Annotated in this window: 20 protein-coding genes; 14 read left to right on the forward strand and 6 right to left on the reverse strand. The window is 62.8% G+C overall.

Annotated elements, in window-relative coordinates; genetic code table 11:
* Window positions 1-293: 293 nt before the first annotated feature.
* Both uvrA and ACQKRQ_RS08815 read left to right on the forward strand, forming a co-directional pair.
* On the forward strand, window positions 294-3,167 hold the full coding sequence (gene uvrA, locus ACQKRQ_RS08810; RefSeq protein WP_427476418.1) for an excinuclease ABC subunit UvrA: 2,874 nt from the start codon (window positions 294-296) through the stop codon (window positions 3,165-3,167).
* Window positions 3,168-3,201: 34 nt separating this feature from the next.
* Window positions 3,202-4,287 carry an AI-2E family transporter gene (locus tag ACQKRQ_RS08815; RefSeq protein WP_132376105.1) on the forward strand — a complete coding sequence of 362 codons (1,086 nt, stop codon included), beginning with the start codon at window positions 3,202-3,204 and terminating at the stop codon, window positions 4,285-4,287.
* A gap of 75 nt (window positions 4,288-4,362) precedes the next feature.
* Here ACQKRQ_RS08815 and ACQKRQ_RS08820 read toward each other — a convergent pair whose 3' ends face one another.
* Entirely contained in the window at window positions 4,363-6,531 is a 2,169-nt protein-coding gene (locus ACQKRQ_RS08820) for a TonB-dependent siderophore receptor (RefSeq protein ID WP_427476420.1), read from the reverse strand.
* A 328-nt stretch (window positions 6,532-6,859) separates the two neighbouring features.
* Here ACQKRQ_RS08820 and ACQKRQ_RS08825 point away from each other — a divergent pair, with 328 nt between their 5' ends.
* On the forward strand, window positions 6,860-8,086 hold the full coding sequence (locus ACQKRQ_RS08825; protein ID WP_427476422.1) for a PepSY-associated TM helix domain-containing protein: 1,227 nt from the start codon (window positions 6,860-6,862) through the stop codon (window positions 8,084-8,086).
* Between the two features lie 77 nt (window positions 8,087-8,163).
* On the opposite strand, the gene purU is transcribed toward ACQKRQ_RS08825, so the two are convergent.
* From purU to ACQKRQ_RS08850, 5 genes are all read right to left on the reverse strand, one after another.
* On the reverse strand, window positions 8,164-9,033 hold the full coding sequence (purU, locus tag ACQKRQ_RS08830; RefSeq protein WP_408231725.1) for a formyltetrahydrofolate deformylase: 870 nt from the start codon (window positions 9,031-9,033) through the stop codon (window positions 8,164-8,166).
* A gap of 100 nt (window positions 9,034-9,133) precedes the next feature.
* Complete coding sequence (locus tag ACQKRQ_RS08835; protein ID WP_427476424.1) at window positions 9,134-9,982, reverse strand: NUDIX hydrolase; 849 nt, start codon at window positions 9,980-9,982, stop codon at window positions 9,134-9,136.
* Between the two features lie 69 nt (window positions 9,983-10,051).
* The gene (locus ACQKRQ_RS08840; RefSeq protein ID WP_106282098.1) at window positions 10,052-10,666 is read right to left on the reverse strand and encodes a LysE family translocator; all 615 of its coding nucleotides are present in this window, start codon (window positions 10,664-10,666) and stop codon (window positions 10,052-10,054) included.
* A gap of 55 nt (window positions 10,667-10,721) precedes the next feature.
* Window positions 10,722-11,288: an adenine phosphoribosyltransferase gene (locus tag ACQKRQ_RS08845; protein WP_132376111.1), complete on the reverse strand. Its 567-nt coding sequence runs from the start codon at window positions 11,286-11,288 to the stop codon at window positions 10,722-10,724.
* Between the two features lie 84 nt (window positions 11,289-11,372).
* On the reverse strand, window positions 11,373-13,376 hold the full coding sequence (locus tag ACQKRQ_RS08850; RefSeq protein WP_132376112.1) for a monovalent cation:proton antiporter family protein: 2,004 nt from the start codon (window positions 13,374-13,376) through the stop codon (window positions 11,373-11,375).
* A 161-nt stretch (window positions 13,377-13,537) separates the two neighbouring features.
* Here ACQKRQ_RS08850 and kdsD point away from each other — a divergent pair, with 161 nt between their 5' ends.
* The 11 genes from kdsD (at window position 13,538) to ACQKRQ_RS08905 (ending at window position 22,953) form a co-directional block, all read left to right on the forward strand.
* Window positions 13,538-14,521 carry an arabinose 5-phosphate isomerase KdsD gene (kdsD, locus tag ACQKRQ_RS08855; protein WP_132376113.1) on the forward strand — a complete coding sequence of 328 codons (984 nt, stop codon included), beginning with the start codon at window positions 13,538-13,540 and terminating at the stop codon, window positions 14,519-14,521.
* Entirely contained in the window at window positions 14,521-15,081 is a 561-nt protein-coding gene (locus ACQKRQ_RS08860) for a KdsC family phosphatase (protein ID WP_132376114.1), read from the forward strand. The genes kdsD and ACQKRQ_RS08860 overlap by 1 nt, the downstream gene beginning before the upstream one ends.
* The gene (gene lptC / locus ACQKRQ_RS08865) at window positions 15,078-15,686 is read left to right on the forward strand and encodes an LPS export ABC transporter periplasmic protein LptC (RefSeq protein ID WP_012431662.1); all 609 of its coding nucleotides are present in this window, start codon (window positions 15,078-15,080) and stop codon (window positions 15,684-15,686) included. The genes ACQKRQ_RS08860 and lptC overlap by 4 nt, the downstream gene beginning before the upstream one ends.
* 20 nt (window positions 15,687-15,706) lie before the next feature.
* Window positions 15,707-16,378: a lipopolysaccharide transport periplasmic protein LptA gene (gene lptA, locus ACQKRQ_RS08870; RefSeq protein WP_132376115.1), complete on the forward strand. Its 672-nt coding sequence runs from the start codon at window positions 15,707-15,709 to the stop codon at window positions 16,376-16,378.
* The gene (gene lptB / locus ACQKRQ_RS08875; RefSeq protein WP_132376116.1) at window positions 16,375-17,160 is read left to right on the forward strand and encodes an LPS export ABC transporter ATP-binding protein; all 786 of its coding nucleotides are present in this window, start codon (window positions 16,375-16,377) and stop codon (window positions 17,158-17,160) included. Before lptA ends, lptB begins: the two co-directional genes overlap by 4 nt.
* Window positions 17,161-17,345: 185 nt before the next feature.
* Window positions 17,346-18,863 (forward strand): RNA polymerase factor sigma-54, encoded by a 1,518-nt coding sequence (locus tag ACQKRQ_RS08880; protein ID WP_427476428.1) that lies wholly within the window; start codon window positions 17,346-17,348, stop codon window positions 18,861-18,863.
* Window positions 18,864-19,033: 170 nt separating this feature from the next.
* A complete protein-coding gene (gene hpf / locus ACQKRQ_RS08885; protein WP_106282113.1) occupies window positions 19,034-19,390 on the forward strand; it encodes a ribosome hibernation-promoting factor, HPF/YfiA family in 357 nt (118 codons plus the stop codon).
* A 289-nt stretch (window positions 19,391-19,679) separates the two neighbouring features.
* Entirely contained in the window at window positions 19,680-20,195 is a 516-nt protein-coding gene (locus tag ACQKRQ_RS08890; RefSeq protein WP_132376118.1) for a PTS sugar transporter subunit IIA, read from the forward strand.
* A gap of 127 nt (window positions 20,196-20,322) precedes the next feature.
* Window positions 20,323-21,291: an HPr(Ser) kinase/phosphatase gene (gene hprK, locus ACQKRQ_RS08895; RefSeq protein WP_012431656.1), complete on the forward strand. Its 969-nt coding sequence runs from the start codon at window positions 20,323-20,325 to the stop codon at window positions 21,289-21,291.
* Between the two features lie 96 nt (window positions 21,292-21,387).
* Complete coding sequence (rapZ, locus tag ACQKRQ_RS08900) at window positions 21,388-22,281, forward strand: RNase adapter RapZ (protein WP_132376119.1); 894 nt, start codon at window positions 21,388-21,390, stop codon at window positions 22,279-22,281.
* 39 nt (window positions 22,282-22,320) lie between these two features.
* Window positions 22,321-22,953 (forward strand): LON peptidase substrate-binding domain-containing protein, encoded by a 633-nt coding sequence (locus ACQKRQ_RS08905; protein WP_132376120.1) that lies wholly within the window; start codon window positions 22,321-22,323, stop codon window positions 22,951-22,953.
* Window positions 22,954-22,976: the final 23 nt, after the last annotated feature.

Genomic DNA, 22,976 nt, shown 5'->3' on the forward strand with positions numbered 1-22,976 from the left:
CGGAGCGGCCACGACCGCGCGGCTTACCGCAAGACGGCGGGCCGGCAGCGGCGCGGCGTTCGAGCCGACGGCCTTGCTGCATGCCCGCTGGCGCCTCGCGGTGTCTTGCGGTTGCCTTGTACTCGCGGAAAACGGCCCCAGTTAGACCTCTTCCCCGCGGCGCTGGACCGCTGCCTTACAGCTCGCCTCAACGCCTCTTCAGGCTGTCAGGAAGCCGTAACGGCGGTCTTGAAAAGTCGTTATAGTAGCAGGTTTAGCCTCTTCCTCTTTCCGCCAGTTCATGGAATAAATCCGTGGAACAAATCCGTATTCGTGGGGCTCGCACCCACAACCTGAAGAACGTCAATCTCGACCTACCCCGTCACAAGCTCGTCGTTATCACGGGCCTTTCAGGCTCGGGCAAATCGTCGCTGGCGTTCGACACGCTCTATGCGGAAGGACAACGGCGTTATGTCGAAAGTCTCTCCGCCTACGCACGCCAGTTCCTGCAATTGATGGAAAAGCCGGACGTCGATCTGATTGAAGGGCTGTCGCCGGCAATCTCGATCGAACAGAAAGCGACCTCGCACAATCCGCGCTCCACGGTTGGCACCGTCACCGAGATTCACGACTACCTGCGGCTATTGTTCGCACGGGTCGGCACGCCTTACTGTCCGGATCACGAAATTCCGCTGGAAGCGCAAAGCGTCTCGCAGATGGTCGACGCGGCGCTCGCGCTGCCGGAAGAAACCAGGCTGATGATCCTCGCGCCCGTCGTGGCGAACCGCAAAGGCGAACACGTCGAACTGTTCGAGGAAATGCAGGCGCAAGGCTTTATCCGTTTCCGCGTGCGCTCGGGCGGCGGCACCGCCAATGAAGGCGTGGCGAAGATTTATGAAGTCGACTCGCTGCCGAAACTGAAGAAGAACGACAAGCACACCATCGACGTGGTCGTGGACCGCCTGAAAGTGCGCCCCGACATGAAGCAGCGTCTCGCGGAATCGTTCGAAACGGCACTGCGTCTCGCCGACGGCCGCGCGATCGCGCTCGAAATGGACACGGACAAGGAGCATCTGTTCAGCTCGAAGTTCGCCTGCCCGATCTGCTCGTACTCGCTGCAGGAACTGGAGCCGCGTCTTTTCTCGTTCAACAATCCGATGGGCGCATGCCCGGAATGCGATGGCCTCGGCCAGATCACTTTCTTCGATCCGAAGCGGGTGGTCGCGCATCCTTCGCTGTCGCTCGCGGCGGGCGCGGTGAAGGGCTGGGACCGGCGCAACCAGTTCTACTTCCAGATGCTGCAGAGTCTCGCGGCGTTCTACGAGTTCGACATCGACACAGCGGTCGAAGATTTGCCGGAGAAGGTCCGCAAGATCCTGCTGTTCGGTTCGGGCAAGCAGGAGATCCCGTTCTCGTACATCAACGAACGTGGCCGCACTTCGGTGCGCGAGCATGTATTCGAAGGGATCATTCCGAATCTGGAGCGGCGTTACCGCGAGACCGATTCGGTCGCGGTGCGCGAAGAGCTCGCCAAGTATCAGAACAACCAGCCCTGCCCGGCCTGCGCCGGCACGCGGCTGCGCCGCGAAGCGCGCTTCGTGCGGATCGGCGCGGACGGCGACGCGCGCGGCATCTTCGAAATCAGCGGCTGGCCGCTGCGCGACGCGCTCGGCTATTTCCAGACGCTGCGCCTGGAAGGCTCGAAGCGCGAGATCGCCGACAAGGTGGTCAAGGAAATCGTCGCGCGGCTGATGTTCCTGAATAACGTCGGGCTGGATTATCTGTCGCTCGAACGCAGCGCGGAGACGCTGTCAGGCGGTGAGGCGCAGCGGATTCGCCTCGCGTCGCAGATCGGCTCGGGCCTGACCGGCGTAATGTACGTGCTGGACGAACCGTCCATCGGCCTGCATCAGCGCGACAACGACCGGCTGATCGCCACGCTCAAGCATCTGCGCGACCTCGGCAACTCGGTGATCGTCGTCGAACACGACGAAGACATGATCCGCATGGCCGACTACGTGGTCGACATGGGCCCGGGCGCGGGCGAACACGGCGGCATGGTGATCGCCGAGGGCACGCCCAAGCAGGTGCAGGCGAACGCGGCGTCGATGACCGGGCAATACATGTCCGGCGCGCGCAACATCGAGTTCCCGGACGAGCGCAAAGAGCCCGACGAAAAGCGCCTGCGTATCGTCGAGGCGTACGGCAACAATCTGCAGCACGTGTCGCTGGACTTGCCGGTTGGCTTGCTCACCTGCGTGACCGGCGTGTCGGGCTCGGGCAAGTCCACGCTCATCAACGACACGCTTTACCATGCGGTCGCGCATCACCTGTATGGCTCGGCTACGGAGCCGGCGCCGTACGAATCGATCGAGGGCCTCGAGCACTTCGACAAGGTCATCAACGTCGACCAGTCGCCGATCGGCCGCACGCCGCGCTCGAACCCGGCCACCTACACGGGCCTCTTCACGCCGATCCGCGAACTGTTCGCGGGCGTGCCCGCGGCCAAAGAGCGCGGCTACGAAGCCGGCCGCTTCTCGTTCAACGTGAAGGGCGGACGCTGCGAATCCTGCCAGGGCGACGGCGTACTGAAGGTCGAGATGCACTTCTTGCCGGACGTGTACGTGCCTTGCGACGTCTGTCACGGCAAGCGCTACAACCGCGAAACGCTCGACGTGCAGTACAAAGGCAAGAACATCAGCGAAGTGCTCGACATGACGGTGGAGAACGCCTACGAGTTCTTCAAACCGGTGCCGGTCGTCGCGCGCAAGCTGAAAACCTTGCTGGACGTGGGTCTAGGCTATATCCGGCTGGGTCAATCGGCCACCACGCTGTCGGGCGGCGAGGCACAGCGCGTCAAACTATCTTTGGAACTGAGCAAGCGTGACACCGGTCGCACGCTATACATACTTGACGAGCCGACCACCGGCCTACATTTTCATGACATCGCTTTGTTGCTCGAAGTGATTCATCGATTACGCGACCAGGGTAATACCGTCGTGATCATCGAGCATAATCTCGATGTAATTAAGACTGCGGACTGGGTCATCGACCTGGGTCCCGAGGGCGGGGCCGGCGGCGGGCAGATCATTGCCCAGGGCACGCCGGAGCAGGTGGCGAAGTCAAAGGCAAGTTTTACCGGTAAGTACCTGGCGCCTCTGCTGAAACGCGCGGCCAGTAAAAAGTAACGCTGCACAACTCAGGTTGGAGACGGAATAAGCCATGGCCAAGCGGAATCAGGCGCGCGACGACGGGCAAGTGCAGGACCTACGCCCACGCCCGGTCAGGCTGACGAGCGACATGAGCCTGCCGAAGCTGTCGGCGGTCGAAATCGGCAGTTATATCGTGATGCTGTTCGGCATGTGGGCGGTCATCGAACTTCGTCTGCTCGGCGCGTTGCTCGCCGGGCTGCTGGTGTTCCAACTGGTCCACACGATCGCGCCGCGCATCGAGCGCCACATGTCGAGCAAGCGGGCGCGCTGGCTCGCGGTGGTGATCCTGGCCACGGTGATCGTGGGCGCGCTGACGGGGCTCACGCTCGGCATCATCGAGCATTTCGAGAACGACGTGCCGAGCGTGCAGAAGCTGCTCGACCAGGCCATGCAGCTGATCGACCAGGCGCGCGGCCGGATTCCTCAATTTGTCGCCAACTATCTGCCGGTCGACACCGAACAGATGAAGACCAAGGCGGCGGAGCTGATGCAGACGCACGCCAACATGCTGCAGCAAAGCGGCAAGACCGCGGCGCGCGCGTTCACGCATATCCTGATCGGCATGATCATCGGCGCGATCATCGCGGTCGGCGCGCAGAAGCATATGCAACGGCTGCCGCTGTCCACGGCGTTCGTCACACGCGTGACACGTTTCGCCGATGCGTTTCGCCGCATCGTGTTCGCCCAGGTGAAGATTTCCGCGATCAATGCGGTCTTCACGGGCATCTTCCTGCTGGTGATCCTGCCGATCTTCCACGACACACTGCCGTTGTCGAAGACGCTGGTGCTGGTCACGTTTATCGTCGGCTTGCTGCCGGTGATCGGCAATCTGATCTCGAACACGATCATCGTGGCGGTGGCGCTCTCGGTGAGCTTTCCGGCGGCGGTCATGTCGCTCGTGTTCCTGATCCTGATTCACAAGCTCGAGTACTTCCTGAACGCGCGTATCGTCGGCGGACAGATCGAGGCGCGCGCGTGGGAATTGCTGATCGCCATGCTCATCATGGAGGCCGCGTTCGGTCTTCCCGGCGTGATCGCGGCGCCGATTTTTTATGCGTACATCAAGCGCGAACTGATTTACTTGCGGTTGGTTTGAGGCTGCGGCGAGCGGTCTGGAACGCGGGTCGGCGGATAAGAAAAAGCGGCACTTTCGGTGCCGCTTTTTTCATGCTCAGAAGTCGATGCGCGCATTCAGTGACAACGTGCGCGGGTCACCCGGCGTCACATAGTCCGCGTATTGGTACTCCCAGTAGCGGCGATTGAGCAGGTTGTCGATCGCCGCGCGGAACGTCACATCGTAGCCGCCTATGCGCGTCGCATAGCTCGCGCCGAGATTGACCAGCATGTAGCCCGGCGTATCCAGATTGCCGGACGGGCGCACGTTGGTGTTGCCCGTGAACTTCGCGTCGGCGCCGATGCGCAGCCCCGGCACATACGGCACCGAGTACGTCGCATGGCCCGCTACCACGAACTGCGGCGCGCCGGCCACGCGATTGCCGTTATTGGCCGAGCCCTTCTCGTACTTCGTGTTGATCCACATGAGATCGCCGCCGACGTTCCAGCTCGTGCCGAGGCGCACGTCGCCGCCGAACTCCACGCCCTGGAAGATCGACTCGCCGTCCTGCGTGTAGACGTTAGCGCTATTCGCGTAGGCCGAGCCGCGCTCGATCCGGAACAGCGCGGCCGTCGCGCTCCAGCGCTCATGCTCGCTCTTGATCCCGACTTCGTATTGCTTGCTGCGCAACGGCTTGAGGAGTTCGCCGCGGTTCGCGTAGGTGTCGCCGACCACGGTGCCCGCTTCCAGCGACTCAACGTAGCTCGTGTAGAGCGTCGTGGTCGGCGCGAGCTTGAACATCAGCGCCACCGTCGGCGTCACGACGCCGTTCTGGCTATAGGTCGAGGTGGTCGCACCGGTGGTCGAGTAGCCATGCTGCTCGTAATTCGTGTAGCGCACGCCGCCGAGTACCGACCAGCGCTGCGTCAACTGGATCGTATCGTTCGCAAACAACGCTTTTTGCGTAATGTCGCTGTCGCGGTAGGTGTAGTAGTTCGACGCGCTGTAGAACGTATTGGTGTTCGGCTGGTAGAGGTTGCCGGTGCCGATCTGGCCGAAGAAGCTGTTCGCGCCGTAGTCGTTCGTTTGACGCTGATACGCCGCGCCGATCACGAGCTGGTGCTGCAACGGCCCCGTCTTCACGCTGCCTTCCGCCGACACCTGCCACAAGCTCAACTGATGCCCTTCCTTGCCGGCGAAGCGGCTGTCGGTGTAATCGCCGGCGCTGTTCTGCAGGTAATAGGTGCTTTCGTTGCGATCGCGCGAGCTTTTGCTGTAGCTGTAGGTCGCGTTCAGCGTCCAGTCCGGGCTCAGGTTGTACTGCACGCCCGCGGTATAGAGCTGGACGTTCGTGTTCAGATGCTGGTCGGGACCGGAGAGGTTGCTGGTGCCGCCGCTCATCGTATGCGGCAAGACGGTGCCCGGATATTCCGCCGTCGAGATCGCGCCGGTGATACCGCTCGAATGGCGCTCCTGATACAGCGCGCCGAACGTGGCCTTGAGGTCGCGCGTGATGCGTGCATCGAGCGCGACCGACACCGAGTCGCGCCGCACGTTGCCGTCGTTATAAGTCTTGCCTTCCTCGTGCGTGGCGTTCAGGCGATAGCCGAACATGCCGTTCGGACCGACCCGGCCGCCGAGATCCGCATGCTCGGTCCATACGCCGTCGGTGTAATAGCCGATGTCGACGCTGCGCACGGGCGTCGTCGAGACCGGCGGCTTTTTCGTCACGTAGTTGACCACGCCGCCCGGCGCGCCGAAGCCGTACATGAAACCGGTCAGCCCCTTGAGCAATTCCACTTTCTCGAGTTGCTCGTACGGCATCGTGACGCCGTAGCTGTTAAACGGCATGCCGTCGATCTTGAAGCCCGACTGCCAGTCGAGCTGCATGCCGCGCACCGTCAGATACGTGGCCCATGCGTTGTAGGCGTTGCCGTTGTCGGAGACGGAGGCATCGGTGGCGAATACATCGCCGAGCTTGGTTGGCTGGCGATCCTGCAGCTCTTCACTCGTGACCACGGTGGTCGAGAACGGCGTGTCGAGTTGCGATCGTGTGCCGAGCGCGCCGCTGCTCACGTCTTCCTTCAGATGCTGCTCGGTGTCTTGCGCCGCCGTGACCTTGACGGCCGGCAGCGCTTTTTCGCCGTTATCCGTGGACGCTGCCGTGCCCGACGCCTGCTGTGCCCATGCCGCGTGGCTGATTGCCAGCGCCAGACACACCGTCAAATGCAGCGGCCGCATCGTCAGTTTTTTCTTCGGCTCTTCTACCCCGTTTCTTACGCTCATCGCCTGATTCCGCAGTTTTTGTTTTTCCCCACCAAATGAGAATGATTCCCATTCGACAAGGTCGCGATGATGCCGAAGATTTATGCTAATTGTAAGCTTCAATATGCGACATTTTGTCGCACAGGCTGCAGCCATGTTGGCTGAAACCCCTACTGAATGGTGCTCTCAGGGCCGCGCGCAAGCAGGCGGCTGTTGTCGAGCCACGCCACATTTACGACAAACTTGCAGCGCGTGGCATGATTCCTTAAGATGCGAACAATTCCCATTTGCACCAAGCCTCTGTCGTGACACCCCTTTCGAAGTCCTGCTCCGTCGCGACGGCTCGCCCATGAGGCGCCAGTTCGTCCGTCTGCATCGCTGGTTCGGTGTCGCCACGGCGCTGTTTCTGTTCGTCGCCGGTCTGACTGGCGCGATCATCGCGTGGGACCATGAGCTCGATGCGGCGCTGAATCCATCTTTCTTCAAAGCCCGCACCGCCGGCCCGGCACTGTCGGGCCTCGAGTTGGCGCGCCGCGTGGAAGCCGCCGATCCGCGTCTCCAGGTGACGTATCTGCCGCTGGCGGCCGAGCCTGGCCATACGCTGCAAATGATGGTGCTGCCGCGGACCAACCCGGCCACGCAGAAGCCCTACTCGCTCGATTTCAATCAGATCGCCGTCGATCCCGCCACCGGCGAGATCCAGGGACGCCGCGAATGGGGCGTCGTCTCGCTCGCGCGGCTCAATCTGATCCCGTTCATCTACAAGCTCCACTACACGCTGCAACTGCCGTTTACGGGCGGCGTCGATATCGGCACGTGGTTGATGGGGATCGTCGGCATCATCTGGCTGTTCGACAGCGTGATCGCGCTGTGGCTCTCGTTTCCGAGCGTCAAGGCGTGGCGCAAGTCGTTCGCGTTCCGCCTCGGGCGGGGCGGCTATGCGCTCACTTTCGATTTGCACCGCTCGGGCGGCGTGTGGATCTGGGGCTTGCTGATGATCGTCGCGCTGACGTCGGTGTCGATGAATCTGTCAGCGCCAGTGGTGCGCCCAATCGTGTCGTTGTTCTCGAAGCTCACGCCGGATCCGATCAACAACCCTGAAATCCTGCGCGCCGCGCAACCCGGCGACAAAGTATTGAGCCGCGAGCGCATCGTGCAACTGGCCGAGCAGGCCGGCAAGGCGCAAAACCTCAGCGTCGCGCCAGGCGGCATCTACTACGCGGAATTCCTGCATGCGTACGGCGTCGGTTTCTACGCGACCGGCAATGATCACGGCGATCTCGGCCTCGGCAATCCGTGGATGTATTGGGACGCGGCCACCGGCAAGCAACTCGGCGCGCAGATTCCCGGCAAGGGCACGGCGGGCGACATCTTCGTGCAGGTGCAATTCCCTCTGCACTCGGGACGCATCCTCGGTCTCGGCGGACGGATTCTGATCAGCGCAGTCGGCGTCGCGGTCGCCGTGCTGAGCGCCACGGGGCTGCTGATCTGGCTGAAGAAGCTGAACGCGCGCCGCCGTTCGGCGCAAAACGCCAATGTGGCGCGCGACGCGGGCCAGTCCGCAGCGCGCTCATAGACTCAAATAAACAAAAAGGCGGCGCCGGGATCATCCGGCCACCGCCCTCTACTGCGCAAGCCTGCAAGCAACGGCTCTTAGCGAAACACCACCGTCTTGCTGCCGTTCAACACGACGCGATGCTCCACGTGCCACTTCACCGCACGCGCCAGCGTCACGCACTCGACATCGCGGCCGATCGCCGTGAGCTGCTCCGGCGTCATGCTGTGGTCCACGCGCTCCACTTCCTGTTCGATGATCGGACCTTCGTCGAGATCCGTCGTCACGTAATGGGCGGTCGCGCCGATCAGCTTCACGCCGCGGTCGAACGCCTGGTAATACGGCTTCGCGCCCTTGAAGCTCGGCAGGAACGAGTGGTGAATGTTGATCGCGCGGCCAGCCAGCGCTTCGCACAGCTTCGGCGACAGAATCTGCATGTAGCGCGCGAGCACCACCAGGTCGGCCTGATGTTCGTCGATCACTTCGAGCACGCGCGCTTCCTGCGCGGCTTTCGCGTCGGGCGTGGCGCCCAGCAGCGGGAAATGATGGAACGGAATGTCGTAGCTGGCGGCGAGTTGGTAGAACTCCTTGTGGTTCGAGATGATCGCCGGAATCTCGATACCCAGCTGGCCGGTGCGGTAGCGGAACAGCAGATCGTTCAGGCAATGGCCGATCTTCGACACCATGATCACCACGCGCGGCTTCACCGACGCATCGTGCAACTCCCAGCGCATGCCGAACTGCTCGGCGAGCGCCGAGAACGACGTGCGCAGCGCCTCCAGACCCGGATCGCCGCCCACCTGCTGGAAATGCACGCGCATGAAGAACTCGCCGGTGCGGCTGTCGCCGAACTGCGCGGAGTCGAGAATGTTGCTGCCACGCTCGAATAGAAAGCCCGACACGGCGTGAACGATGCCGGGCCGGTCGGCGCACGACAGTTTGAGGATAAAGCTGTGATCGGTCGACATGACCTGGGTGACTCCCTTCTTCAATGCGTGGTTTGTTCGGTATGTCTGGTTCGGTGAAGCGTGTTTCGGCATGGTCGTTGCGCGCGCACCGATGCGGCGCTCAGGCGAATACCGGTGGCACGAACAAGGCCTCGATGCCGGCGCACGCGTCTTCATCGATCCAGCGGCGGCGCAGCAGGCAATCCAGCGTGGCCAGGCTCGCGTCGACGGTCATCGCGCCCTCCTCGATCCAGCGCGCCGCTTCGTCGATGCGCGCGAGCCGGTGTTCACCCACTTCGCCGTCCTGATTGCGCGGCGCGAAATCGGCCGGCAGCGCGAGGTCGTAGATGAAAATCTGTTCGGCCTGCGTGCCTTCCGGCAACGATTGCAGCACATGCGCGGTGCGGCCCGCCACAGAGCGCGCGGCGATCTCCTCGGGAATGCCGGCTTCTTCCCAGCATTCCTTGATGATCGTTGCCTCGACGCCGAAGCCCCAGCCGATGCCGCCCGCGACCACATTGTCGAGCATGCCCGGGTCGGTCGCCTTGGTGTCGCTGCGGCGCGCGATCCACAATTGCGGGGCGCTATCCTCGTATTCTACGACGCCGTTCAGATGCACCGCGTAGGTCATCGTGCCGAAGAAGCGCGACGCCGCGCGTTCGATATACGCAAGCGGCGGCGCGTCGAACGCATTACGGATCGCGTAGGTCTCGTTGCGCCAGCCCGGAATGCGGCCATCGGCGGCAAGTGCGCCGATCACGGAACCGAGCGCCGCGCTGCGTAAATCCACGGTATTGAACGCGGGCGCGAGCGTCACACGGGCGCGGTCGATCGCGAACACATCGGGCCAGCGCGCGAGCAGCGGCACATCGCTCGTCCGGATCCAGCCGACCTGTTCGGCGTCGATCCAGAACGGCACATGCGCCTGCACGTCGAAGCGGCGCGCGGCGGTGATGCAAGGCAAAGTCATTTAAAGCTCCAAGCTAACTGTCTGCGGTCGCTGCCGATGAGCGCCGAGCGTCTTATCGACCCAATCCAATCAATCACGCAACGCGACGCGTATCCCGATTGCGATGAACGTGGCACCGGCCAGGCGATCAAGCCACACGCCCACGCGCGGCCGGCGCTTCAGCCAACCGCCGATCATCCCCGCGCACACGCCGAACAGCGAAAACACCACCACCGTCTGCAACATGAACAGCACGCCGAGTTCGAGCATTTGCAGCGTGACGCTTTGCGTGCCGTGCGGCTGCACGAACTGCGGCAGGAATACGACGAAGAACAACGTCACCTTCGGATTCAGCAGATTGCCGAGCACGCTCTGGCGAAACACCGCCATCAACGGCTGCGGCGCGCGTTCGTGCGCGGTCGCGAGACCCTGGCTGCGCAGTGCCTTGATGCCGATCCAGATCAGATACGCGGCGCCGGCAAGTTTGATGACTTCAAAGGCAACCGGCGAGGAGCGCAGCAACGCGGCCACGCCGAGCGCGGCCAACGTCGTGTGAAACGTGATGCCGGCTGCAAAACCGAGCGCCGCGACGAGCCCCGCCGCGCGGCCCTGCGAGATACCGCGCGCGAGCACTTGCAGATTGTCCGGGCCGGGCGCCATGGTGATAGCAATCGAGGTGGCGAGAAACAGCAGGAAGTTGGGCATCGTTCTTACCTTCTTGTGACCGGAAAGTAGTTCATAGCGGCTTGGCTGCGACTGATCAGTGACCGTCGAATCCCGTCACCGTATAGAGTGCGAGGCCGCCCTCGCGCAGCAGCTTCGAGCCGCCTAGTTCGGGCAGATCGATGATCGCCGCGCCTTCCACCACGACCGCGCCGAGGCGCTCGAGCAGAATCTTGCCCGCCATCATCGTGCCGCCCGTCGCAATCAGATCGTCGATGATCACGACGCGGTCACCCGGCTTGCAGGCATCCTCATGAATTTCGACGGTCGCGGTGCCGTATTCGAGTTCATACGATTGCGAGACCCGCTTGTAGGGCAGCTTGCCCGCCTTGCGGATCGGAATGAAGCCGAGGTTCAGCTCGTACGCGAGAATCGGCCCGATGATGAAACCGCGCGCGTCCAGCCCGGCAATGTAGTCGAGCTTGGCGTCGATATACCGTTGCACGAACAGATCGATCAGCACGCGCAGCGACTTCGGCTCCTGCAGGAGCGGCGTGATATCGCGAAACTGCACGCCCGGCTGCGGCCAGTCGGGTACCGTGCGAATGTGGTTTTTGATGTAATCGGCCGCATCGAGCGGCGCGCTCGCAAGCGCGTTGGACATGATGTCTCCGGATGGACCTCGACAGGTCCGATGAAAAACTCAACTAGCGGCGGCCCGGCAGGCGAACCTTGCCAGGAGCAGGCGTCAGGCCGCGGCGGCGCCCGCGCGCCGATGCTTCGAGAGCCGTTCCTCGGCCTCCGCCAACTGTTCGGGCAGACCGCGCAGCACTACGATGTCGCTCGCGCGCAGCTTGGTGGACGGGTCCGGCTCCACGCCGCGAATACCGTGCCGGCGAATCGCCGTCACTTCGACACCCAGATCGAACAGACCGAGTTCCGCGAGGGTACGGCCCACCGCGTCCGCGCTTTCGTCGACCGGCACCGATTGTAGCCGCACCTGTTCGTGGCCGTCGTCGTCGTCCACGTCGTCGGCGCCGTGGAAATAGCCGCGTAGAAGGGCGTAGCGTTCATCGCGCATTTCCTCGACCCGGCGCACCACGCGCCGCATCGGCACGCCCATCACCACGAGCGTGTGCGAGGCGAGCATCAGACTGCCTTCGACGATTTCCGGAATCACCTCGGTCGCGCCCGCGGCCAGCAGCTTTTCCAGATCGGCGTCGTCGACGGTACGAACGATCACCGGCAGCGTCGGTTCCAGTTCGTGAATGTTGTGCAGCACGCGCAATGCCGACGGCGTATTCGCATACGTGATCGCAATCGTGGCCGCGCGATGGATACCGGCGGCGAGCAGCGACTCGCGCCGCCCTGCATCGCCGAACACGACCGATTCGCCCGCCGCCGCGGCCGCCGCGACACGGTCGGGATCCAGGTCGAGCGCGACGTACGACAAGCCCTCGTGCTCCAGCATGCGCGCCAGGTTCTGTCCTGCACGACCGTAACCGCAAATGATCACGTGGCCGCTTTGCTTGAGACTCTGCGTGGCTATACGCGTCATCTGCAACGACTGCATCATCCATTCAGTCGAGGACAGCCGCAGCACGATCCGGTCCGCGTTCTGGATCATGAACGGCGCGGCCAGCATCGACAGCAGCATGGCCGCGAGAATCGCCTGCAGCATGGTGGCGTCGACGAGATGCTTGTCGAGAATCAGATTCAGCAGCACGAAGCCGAACTCGCCCGCTTGCGCGAGGCCGATACCGGTGCGCATCGCGACGCCCGGCGACGCACCGAACAGCCGCGAAAGGCCCGTCACCATGACCGCCTTCAGCAGAATCGGCCCGATCAGAAAGCCGAGCACGATCAGCGGATGCTCCCAGATCACCCGCGGATTGAGCAGCATGCCGGTGGTGATGAAGAAGAGCCCGAGCAGCACGTCGCGAAACGGCTTGATGTCCTCTTCCACCTGATGCCGGTACGGCGTCTCGGCGATCAACATACCGGCGATGAACGCGCCGAGCGCGAGCGACAAACCGAACTTGTCCGTGATGAACGCGCAACCCAGCGTCACCAGCAACAGATTGAGAATGAACAGTTCCTGCGAACGGCGGCGCGCCACCACGTTGAACCAGCGCGTCATGAAGCGCTGGCCCACGATCAGGAGCAGCGACAGAGCCACGACGATCTTGATGGCCGCCACGCCAAGCGCGCTGACGAGATCTTCGGAGTTGCCGCCCAGCGCAGCGATGACGATGAGCAGCGGCACCACCGCCAGATCCTGAAACAGCAGCACGCCGAAGATATTGCGGCCATGCTCGGTCTCGATCTCGAGCCGCTCCGCCAGCATCTTGCTGACGATCGCCGTCGACGACATGGCAAGCGCGCCGCCCAGCGCCACGCTCGCTTGCCACCTGATGTGCACCCAGCGCTCCAGCACGAAGCCGAGCGTGACCGCCACTGCGATGGTGCCGATCACCTGCAACAGGCCGAGGCCGAACACGAGCCGGCGCATGGAGCGCAGCTTGGCCAGCGAAAACTCCAGCCCGATCGAAAACATCAGGAACACTACGCCGAACTCGGCGAGGTTCTGCGCGCCCGCCGAGTCGGGAATCAGACCGAACGCATGCGGACCGACGACGATGCCCACCGTCAGATAGCCGAGCATCGGCGGAAGATTCAGAAAGCGAAAGACCACCACGCCCGCTACTGATGCCAGCAGCAGGAACAGCGTCATTTCAAGGGGGGAAATCATCGGCAAAAACGCATCGGCAAAGCGTCCTCGTTCGTCAGCGGAACCGCGCACGCGAAACGCCGTGCGACAAGGTTGAGGGGCCGGTAAAGGCAGCGATAGAGGCAGCGGCTTGGCACAGCAGGCCCGGCGCGGCGAACAAGCGCCTTTGCTATACTTCGCGAATGATAGCGAAAATCAATGGCGACCGGGCACTCGCGCTCGCTCGCGACGTGCTCGACATCGAAGCGGACGCCGTGCGCGCGCTTCGCGATCAACTCGACGATGGTTTCGTCGGGGCGGTCGACTTCATCCTGGGTTGCCGTGGGCGCGTGGTCGTTTCCGGCATCGGCAAATCCGGCCATGTGGCCCGCAAGCTCGCGGCCACGCTCGCCAGCACCGGCACGCCGGCGTTCTTCGTGCATCCCGCGGAAGCCAGTCATGGCGACCTCGGCATGGTCACCGCCGACGACGTGTTCCTCGCGCTGTCCAATTCCGGTGAAACCGAAGAACTCGTGGCGATCCTGCCGCTCATCAAGCGGCTCGGCGCGAAGCTGATCGCCATGACGGGCCGTCCGTCTTCGAGTCTCGCACAACTGGCCGACGTGCACCTGAATTCCGGTGTGTCGAAAGAAGCCTGCCCGATGAATCTTGCGCCGACCGCCAGCACCACCGCCGCGCTCGCGCTCGGCGACGCGCTCGCGGTCGCGGTGCTCGACGCGCGTGGCTTCGGCCGCGACGACTTCGCGCGCTCGCATCCGGGCGGCGCGCTCGGCCGGCGCCTGCTCACTTATGTACGCGACGTGATGCGCACCGGCGACCAGGTCCCGAAGGTCACGCCCGACGCCACCGTGCGCGACGCGCTGTTCCAGTTGACCGCCAAGCGCATGGGCATGACCGCGATCGTCGATCACGACGACCGCGTGACCGGCATCTTCACCGACGGCGACCTGCGCCGCGTGCTCGAACGCGACGGCGATTTCCGCGAACTGTCGATCGCCTCGGTCATGACGGCCGGCCCGCGCACCATCGGTCCGGATCAACTCGCGGTCGAAGCCGTGGAACTGATGGAGCGCTACCGCATCAATCAGATGCTGGTCGTCGACGAAGCAGGCAAGCTGATCGGCGCACTCAACATGCACGACCTGTTCTCGAAGAAGGTGATCTGATGGCCATCGCTCCTCCCACCGCGACCGAACGCGCAAGCCGCGTCAAGCTGATGATTTTCGACGTCGACGGCGTGTTGACCGACGGCGGTCTGCTGTTCACGGCGGAAGGCGACACGATGAAGGGCTTCAATTCGATGGACGGCCACGGCATGAAGCTGCTGCGCCAGGCCGGCATCGAAACGGCGATCATCACTGGGCGCAAGTCGGGCATCGTGGCGGCGCGGGCGAAGGAAATGAACATCACGCACGTCTATCAAGGCGTGCAGGACAAACCTCAGGCGTTCGCGGACCTGTTGCAGCAAACCGGCATGACGGCCGAAGAGTGCGGCTACATGGGCGACGACTGGGTCGATCTCGGCGTGATGCTGAAGGTCGGCTTCGCGGCGGCGCCGGCCAATTCACATCCTGAAGTGATCGCGCGGGCCCACTGGGTCAGCGAGGCGCGCGGCGGCCACGGCGCGGCGCGCGAAGTCTGCGACACCCTGCTGCGCGCGCAGCACAAGTACGAGGCGCTGCTCGCGGCCGCCTGTAGCGGCGAACAGCGGGGCCTCGTCGGATGAATCAGTTTCGCCTGACTTCACTGATTCCGTTGGTCGCCATGGCGGCGCTCGCCGGTATCACATGGTGGCTGCTGCAAGCCACCCTGCCCCGGCAGAACGAAGGCGTGGTGCGTCCCAAGGAGCACACGCCGGACTACTTCGCTGACAACTTCTCGGTTTCCGAACTCGATCAGTCGGGCTCCACGCAATACCGGCTGACCGCCCAGTCGCTGATCCATTACGAAGACGACGAGCTGAGCGACCTGGTCAAACCGGCCATGCGCGCGTTCCAGCCCGGCAAGCCGATCGTCACCGCAACCGGCGACACCGGCAAGGTGAACGGCGACGCGTCGATCGTCGATCTGTACGACAACGCGCGCATCGTGCGGGCGCCCGGCTACGGAGATCCGCAGATGCAGGCGGATTCGCAGCATTTTAGGGTGCTGGTCAACGACGATGTGATCGAGACAGAAAAGCCGGTTAAACTTCAGCGCGGCATGTCGGTGATGACTGCCAGCGGCATGAACTACAACAACGTCACCCGGGTGATGCAGCTGTTCGGTAACGTGAAAGGCAACATCGCCCCGTCCGAAGCAGGCGGCAGCTCGCCCAAGCAACCCGGGTAATCCATTCCAGGCGTGACTGCATGAACGAATCGTTCCCCCGTTTTGATACCGGCCGCACGCGCACCCTGTCCGCGTGCCGCGCCGGACTCGCTGCGCTGATCGTCGCGTTGCCGCTCGCCGGCTTCGCGCCGCTCGCGCACGCCGATCGTGCCGACAAGGACAAGCCGCTGAACATCGAAGCGGACAACATGACTTACGACGACCTCAAGCAGGTCAACATCTTTACCGGCCATGTGGTCGCCACCAAAGGCACGATCGTGATCAAGGCCGACCGTGTCGAAGTGACGCAAGACCCCCAAGGCTATCAGTACGCCACCGGCACCTCGAGCGGCGGCAATCTGTCGTATTTCCGCCAGAAACGCGAAGGGCTCGACGAATACATCGAAGGCACGGCCATCCGGATCGACTACGACGGCAAGCAGGATCTGACCACGCTCACCACCAACGCCACCGTGAAGCGCCTGCAAGGCCTCTCCACGGTGATGGACCAGGTGCACGGCAGCGTCATTACGTATGACGGCCAGAACGACTTCTACACCGCGAAGGCAGGCAAGGACGTCGCCGGCCCGGGCAACCCGACTGGCCGCGTGCGCGCCATGCTGTCGCCGCGCAACGGCGGCGCCGCGCCGCTGAACGGCGCATCGGCCACGCTCGCGCCGTCCACGACGATTCCCGGAGCGCCGAACCAGTGAGCACCTCAGCGTCCCTCCCCAATCGCAAGCCGGCCGGCACCAGCAGTTCGCTGGCGGTGCGCAACCTGAAAAAGCGTTACGGTTCGCGCACGGTCGTCAAAGACGTGTCGCTCGACGTGAAAAGCGGCGAAGTGGTCGGTCTGCTCGGCCCCAACGGCGCGGGCAAGACCACCTCGTTCTATATGATCGTCGGCCTCGTGCCGCTCGACGCGGGTGAAATCGATCTGGACGGCAAGTCGATCAGCCTGCTGCCGATCCACAAGCGCGCTTCGCTGGGTTTGTCGTATCTGCCACAGGAAGCTTCGGTGTTCCGCAAGCTCAGCGTCGAAGAAAACATTCGTGCGGTACTGGAATTGCAGCACGAAGACAACGGCAAGCGGCTCAGCAAGGACACCATCACGAGCCGCACGGAAGCCCTGCTCGACGAACTGCAGATTGCGCATTTGCGCGAAAACCCGGCGCTGTCGCTGTCGGGCGGCGAGCGCCGCCGGGTTGAAATCGCCCGGGCGTTGGCCACCAATCCGAGCTTTATTCTGCTCGACGAACCGTTCGCCGGCGTCGATCCGATCGCCGTGCTGGAAATTCAGAAGATCGTTAAATTTCTGAAGCAGCGCAATATCGGCGTGCTGATCACCGATCACAACGTGCGTGAAACGCTCGGCATCTGCGATCACGCCTACATCATCAGCGACGGCAGCGTGCTGGCCGCCGGCGCGCCGAGCGAAATCATCGAAAACGAAAGCGTGCGGCGCGTCTATCTGGGCGAGCATTTCCGCATGTAAGCGCATGAGGGATTACCGGCAGTGCGAGCACGCACCCGCCGGCCCCTATGCGGCAACTGCACACCCGGTTTTTTGACCTGGGCCGTCTCGCGCCCATCGCCGCCTAAAACAGGCGCGCGCGTAATTGCGAATGTCGCAAGGTATCGCGGTCGTGGCAAACTCTCTACAATGAATCTCAACTTGCCATGAAAGCCAGCCTCCAACTCCGCCTATCGCAGCATCTTGCGCTGACGCCGCAACTGCAGCAGTCCATCCGGCTGCTTCAGTTGTCTACGCTCGAATTGCAGCAGGAAGTCGCAATGGCGATCTCGCAAAATCCGCTCCTCGAAAACGAGGACGACTGGATCGCGAGCCCGTTGCGCGTGGCGGCCGACGGCTCGCTGATCGCCCAGGCGCCCAATTCTTCCGCACCGTCCGACCAGATGGGCGGCAATACGTCGTCCTCGTCCAGCAGCAGCAACGAGCGCGCCGAGAACGGCGAGCCGCAGGGCGTGGACGAATACAACGGCATGGCCGGCGACGGTAACGGCGACGCGTCGCAATGGAATCTCGACGATTACGGCCGCTCGGGCAACGCCTCGGACGACGACGACCTGCCGCCGCTGCAAATCCACGAATCGAGCACCTCGCTGCGCGACCACCTGATGGCGCAATTGCGCGTCACCCAGGCGGGCCAGCGCGACCGGGCGCTGATCACTTTCCTGATCGAATCGCTCGACGACGACGGCTACCTGGCCGCCACGCTCGAAGAAGTGCTGGCCGATCTGCCCGAAGAGCTCGAAGTCGACCTCGACGAAATGAACGCCGCGCTGGCGCTGCTGCATAGCTTCGACCCGGCCGGGGTCGGCGCGCGCTCCGCGTCGGAATGTCTCAAGCTGCAATTGTTGCGGCTCGACGGATCGCCTACGCGCACGCTCGCCCTCGACATCGTCGCCCACCATCTGGAACTGCTCGCGGCGCGCGATTTCACGCGTCTGCGCAAGCATCTGAAGGCCAACGACGACGATCTGCGCGATGCGCATCTGCTGATCCGCTCGCTCGAACCGTTTCCGGGCGCCGCCTACGGCAAGGCCGAAGCGGACTACGTCGTGCCGGACATCATGGTGCGCAAAACGGCACAGGGCTGGCAGGCCGAACTGAACCCGGAAGTGGTGCCGAAGCTGCGGATTAACCATCTGTACGCGAATATTCTGCGCAATAACCGGGGCGATCCGGGCAGCGGTTCGTTGCGCCAGCAACTGCAGGAAGCGCGCTGGCTGATCAAAAATATCCAGCAACGTTTCGAGACGATTCTGCGCGTGGCGCAGGCAATTGTGGAACGCCAGAAGAGCTTTTTTGTCCACGGCGAAATTGCCATGCGCCCCTTGGTTTTGCGGGAAATTGCTGATACGCTGGGCCTACACGAGTCAACTGTCTCGCGTGTGACAACCGGTAAATACATGCTGACCCCATTCGGGACGCTTGAATTTAAGTACTTCTTCGGATCACACGTTTCGACTGACACGGGCGGCGCGGCGTCCTCAACGGCGATCCGTGCGCTCATCAAGCAACTGATAGGAGCGGAAAACCCGAAATCTCCTCTTTCAGACAGCCGCATAGCCGAACTGCTGGCGGAACAGGGCTTCGTGGTCGCACGGCGTACCGTTGCGAAGTATCGCGAAGCGCTCAAGATCCCGGCAGTCAACCTGCGCAAGTCTCTGTAGCCCGTCGCCTTCCGTGGCGGGCATTTACCGGCCGCTCCGCAGTTGGCGGAAAGGCCGGCCGATGCGACCTGCCAGAAGTCAGTCACCGGGGGGCGACTCAGGCAAGCCGACAGATCGACCGGACCTTCGTCATCGTGCGGACCAAGCGGCCATTAGCTTGGAGAAGCACTATGAATCTGCAGATCAGTGGACACCACCTCGAAGTAACGCCTGCGTTGCGCGAATACGTGATCACCAAACTGGATAGGGTGCTAAGACATTTCGATCAGGTAATCGACGGCAGTGTGGTCCTCTCGGTCGACAACCACAAGGAAAAGGAAAAGCGTCAAAAGGTTGAAATCAACCTGCATCTCAAGGGCAAGGACATCTTTGTCGAGAGCTGTGACAGCGACCTGTACGCTGCGATCGATCTGATGATCGACAAGCTTGACCGGCAAGTCATCCGCCATAAGGACCGCCTGCAAGGCCATGCGCATGAGGCGATCAAGTATCAACCGGCGCCGCAACTAGATGTGCCGCCGCAATAGGGGAAATTAGAGGGTTTTCTTCGATAGACCTTCGTTTTCTCTTACCAGCGAAACCGCCCGGAACCGGGCGGTTTTTTGTTTCCGGTCGCTGCTTTTCGCGCGGCGTCGCAGCAAGTGCCGGCGCTTCAAATGAACTCAATACGCATTGATGGCGCGCCGCACCATCCGTGGCTACCCTGTTCTATAATGTTCCGGTTACCATCGGGGTCAGGTAAGCTCAAGCGGAAATCGGTCGACCGGAGTCCTGCGCTTTCGGACTCCCACGCACGTCGCCGCGAGCATCAAACGAATGGAACGCCACTCAAACGCCCCAGCGAGGAGAACCCAGGCCACGTTTCCGCCTGTCAACATGAATCGTTTAGCCAAATTTCTTCCCCTCGAGAACGTCGTCGTCGGACTATCGGTCACCAGCAAGAAACGCGTGTTCGAGCAAGCGGGCCTGATCTTCGAGAACCAGAACGGCATCGCCCGTAGCACGGTCACTGACAATCTGTTCGCGCGCGAGCGCCTCGGATCGACTGGCCTTGGTGAAGGCGTGGCGATTCCGCATGGCCGGATCAAAGGCTTGAAGCAACCGCTCGCCGCGTTCGTCCGTCTTGCCGAACCCATCCCCTTCGAATCGCCCGACGGTCAGCCGGTCTCGCTGCTCATCTTCCTGCTCGTGCCCGAACAGGCCACTCAACAGCACCTCGAAATCCTTTCGGAAATCGCCCAGTTGCTGTCCGATCGCGAAGCCCGCGAGCGCCTGCATACGGAAGAAGACCGCGAATCATTGCATCGCCTGCTCACTCAGTGGCAACCTTGATGCATCGGCGGTTATCCGCACGCCGGTGATCCGCCCACGTGCGGATACAGTCTGGCAAGGTAAGCGGCCCGCGCTAGCGCGGCCGTTGCTTTGCCCGGCAAGCGGCCCACACTGGAGTCACTGACTCATGGATACGTCCAGCATCAACGCCCAAAGCATTTTCGACGACAACGCCGCCATGCTGAAGCTCAGCTGGCTGACGGGGCATGAAGGCTGGGAGCGCGGCTTTTCTTCGGAATCGGTCGCCAATGCCACGTCGAGCGCCGACCTCGTCGGCCACTTGAACCTGATCCACCCGAACCGGATCCAGGTGCTCGGCGACGCCGAAATCGACTACTACAAACGCCAAACCGACGAAGACCGCTCGCGCCACATGGCCGAGCTAATCGCGTTGGAACCGCCGTTTCTGGTGGTGGCGGGCGGCGTCGCCGCGCCGCCGGAACTGGTCCTGCGCTGCACGCGCTCGTCCACACCGCTATTCACCACGCCGATGTCCGCCGCCGCGGTGATCGACAGCCTGCGCCTCTACATGTCGCGCATTCTGGCGCCGCGCGCCACGCTGCACGGCGTGTTTCTCGACATCCTCGGCATGGGCGTGCTGCTCACCGGCGACTCGGGCCTCGGCAAGAGTGAACTCGGGCTGGAACTGATCAGCCGCGGCCACGGTCTCGTCGCCGACGACGCGGTGGATTTCGTGCGCCTCGGTCCTGACTTCGTCGAAGGGCGTTGTCCGCCGCTGCTGCAAAACCTGCTGGAAGTGCGCGGCTTGGGCCTGCTCGATATCAAGACGATTTTCGGTGAAACCGCGGTGCGCCGGAAAATGAAGCTCAAGCTGATCGTGCAACTGGTCCGCCGTCCCGATGGCGAATTCCAGCGGCTGCCGCTGGAAAGCCAGACCGTCGACGTGCTTGGCCTGCCGATCAGCAAGGTCACGATTCAGGTGGCTGCCGGCCGAAATCTCGCTGTGCTGGTCGAAGCCGCCGTGCGCAACACGATCCTGCAACTGCGCGGCATCGACACGCTGCGCGACTTCATGGATCGCCAGCGCCTGGCGATGCAAGACCCCGACAGCCAGTTCCCCGGCAAGCTGATCTGAGCCGCAAGACAATGCGGTGCCCGCAGCCGGCGGCAGGCCGCGGGTACACGCACGGAGACCAGATGCTATGATGAAATGTACGGTTTTGACGACTCCATGCGCATAATCCTGATCACCGGTATATCCGGCTCCGGCAAATCAGTTGCCCTGAACGCGCTTGAAGACGCAGGCTATTACTGCGTCGACAATCTGCCGCCGCGTTTCCTGCCGCAACTGGCCTCCTATCTCGCCGAGGACGGGCAAGACCGCCTCGCGGTCGCTATCGACGCGCGCTCGAGCGCCTCGCTCGACGAAATGCCCGCCATGATCCGCGACCTGTCGCGCGCCCACGACGTGCGTGTGCTGTTCCTGAACGCGAGCACGCAGTCGCTGATTCAACGCTTCTCCGAAACGCGCCGCCGCCATCCGCTCTCCGGTTCCACTTCGCACGACGCCGATGTCGGCCTGCTCACCTCGCTCGCCGAAGCGATCGAACGCGAACGTGAACTCGTGGCGGGTCTGGCCGAATTCGGTCATCAGATCGACACCAGCAATCTGCGCGCGAATGTGCTGCGCGCATGGGTCAAGCGTTTCATCGAGCAGAAAGATTCGGGACTCGTGCTGATGTTCGAGTCGTTCGGTTTCAAGCGCGGTGTGCCGCTCGACGCGGATTTCGTGTTCGACGTCCGCACCTTGCCGAACCCGTACTACGATCATGAATTGCGGCCGCTCACGGGCCTCGACAAACCGGTGATCGATTTTCTCGATGCGCTGCCGGTCGTGCATGAAATGATCGACGACATCGAGAACTTTCTCGCCAAGTGGCTCCCGCATTTCCGCGACGACAACCGCAGTTATCTGACCGTCGCGATCGGTTGCACGGGAGGCCAGCACCGGTCAGTGTTCATTGCGGAGACGCTCGCCGCGCGTCTCGCATCGTCGGCGAATGTCATTGTGCGGCACCGCGATGCGCCGGTCGAAGCCGGCGAATCATCGAAGTTAGTGGCTTAACCGGCCGCATCGCGCGGCCTCAACTCGAAGCGTTGCGCCATGTCTTCTTCTACTGTGCTTGCCGATGTGCCGCTGTTTCCGCTGCATACGGTGCTGTTTCCCGATGGACTGCTGCCGCTGAAGATTTTCGAAGCGCGCTACCTCGACATGGCGCGCGACTGTCTGCGCGAAAAAACGCCGTTCGGCGTGTGCCTGCTGAAAAGCGGTGCGGAAGTGGCGCGCGAAGAAGAGCCTTCGGTGCCCGAAGCAATCGGCTGTCTCGCTGAAATCGACGAGTGCGATGTCGAAGCCTTCGGCATGCTGCTGATTCGCGCACGCGGCACGCGGCGTTTTCGTCTGCTGTCGCATCGCGTCGAGTCGAGTGGTTTGCTGGTCGGCATGGCGGAGCCGCTCGGCGAGGATATGCCGCTCGAAGGCAACGAGCAGCTGGCCAAGTTCGGCGCATGCGCGGAGGTGCTCGAACGGATCATCGCGACGATCCGCGAGCGCGATCCGGAAAGCCTGCCGTTCGCGGAACCGTTCAGGCTCGAAGATCCGTCATGGGTGTCGAACCGTCTTGCCGAAGTGCTGCCGATTGCGCTGCGTGCTCGCCAGAAACTGATGGAGTTGCTGGACGCCGGCGCGCGGATCGACGTGGTTCATCGCTACATGCAGCAGCATCAGCTGCTGTGACGGCGGCCGCGTGGCCGCCGGAT

Source organism: Paraburkholderia sp. NPDC080076, assembly GCF_050281145.1.
Taxonomy (GTDB): domain Bacteria; phylum Pseudomonadota; class Gammaproteobacteria; order Burkholderiales; family Burkholderiaceae; genus Paraburkholderia.

What these genes read in the sequence shown, in the direction of transcription:
- ACQKRQ_RS08905 (WP_132376120.1), top strand. Translation starts at nt 22,321, where the DNA reads ATGTCTTCTTCTACTGTGCTTGCCGATGTGCCGCTGTTTCCGCTGCAT.
- lptC (WP_012431662.1), top strand. Translation starts at nt 15,078, where the DNA reads ATGAATCAGTTTCGCCTGACTTCACTGATTCCGTTGGTCGCCATGGCG.
- hpf (WP_106282113.1), top strand. Translation starts at nt 19,034, where the DNA reads ATGAATCTGCAGATCAGTGGACACCACCTCGAAGTAACGCCTGCGTTG.
- purU (WP_408231725.1), bottom strand. Translation starts at nt 9,033, where the DNA reads ATGTCGACCGATCACAGCTTTATCCTCAAACTGTCGTGCGCCGACCGG.
- ACQKRQ_RS08815 (WP_132376105.1), top strand. Translation starts at nt 3,202, where the DNA reads ATGGCCAAGCGGAATCAGGCGCGCGACGACGGGCAAGTGCAGGACCTA.
- kdsD (WP_132376113.1), top strand. Translation starts at nt 13,538, where the DNA reads ATGATAGCGAAAATCAATGGCGACCGGGCACTCGCGCTCGCTCGCGAC.
- hprK (WP_012431656.1), top strand. Translation starts at nt 20,323, where the DNA reads ATGGATACGTCCAGCATCAACGCCCAAAGCATTTTCGACGACAACGCC.
- ACQKRQ_RS08850 (WP_132376112.1), bottom strand. Translation starts at nt 13,376, where the DNA reads ATGATTTCCCCCCTTGAAATGACGCTGTTCCTGCTGCTGGCATCAGTA.
- ACQKRQ_RS08825 (WP_427476422.1), top strand. Translation starts at nt 6,860, where the DNA reads ATGAGGCGCCAGTTCGTCCGTCTGCATCGCTGGTTCGGTGTCGCCACG.
- ACQKRQ_RS08890 (WP_132376118.1), top strand. Translation starts at nt 19,680, where the DNA reads ATGGAACGCCACTCAAACGCCCCAGCGAGGAGAACCCAGGCCACGTTT.
- rapZ (WP_132376119.1), top strand. Translation starts at nt 21,388, where the DNA reads ATGCGCATAATCCTGATCACCGGTATATCCGGCTCCGGCAAATCAGTT.
- ACQKRQ_RS08840 (WP_106282098.1), bottom strand. Translation starts at nt 10,666, where the DNA reads ATGCCCAACTTCCTGCTGTTTCTCGCCACCTCGATTGCTATCACCATG.
- lptA (WP_132376115.1), top strand. Translation starts at nt 15,707, where the DNA reads ATGAACGAATCGTTCCCCCGTTTTGATACCGGCCGCACGCGCACCCTG.
- ACQKRQ_RS08845 (WP_132376111.1), bottom strand. Translation starts at nt 11,288, where the DNA reads ATGTCCAACGCGCTTGCGAGCGCGCCGCTCGATGCGGCCGATTACATC.
- ACQKRQ_RS08820 (WP_427476420.1), bottom strand. Translation starts at nt 6,531, where the DNA reads ATGAGCGTAAGAAACGGGGTAGAAGAGCCGAAGAAAAAACTGACGATG.
- ACQKRQ_RS08835 (WP_427476424.1), bottom strand. Translation starts at nt 9,982, where the DNA reads ATGACTTTGCCTTGCATCACCGCCGCGCGCCGCTTCGACGTGCAGGCG.
- ACQKRQ_RS08880 (WP_427476428.1), top strand. Translation starts at nt 17,346, where the DNA reads ATGAAAGCCAGCCTCCAACTCCGCCTATCGCAGCATCTTGCGCTGACG.
- ACQKRQ_RS08860 (WP_132376114.1), top strand. Translation starts at nt 14,521, where the DNA reads ATGGCCATCGCTCCTCCCACCGCGACCGAACGCGCAAGCCGCGTCAAG.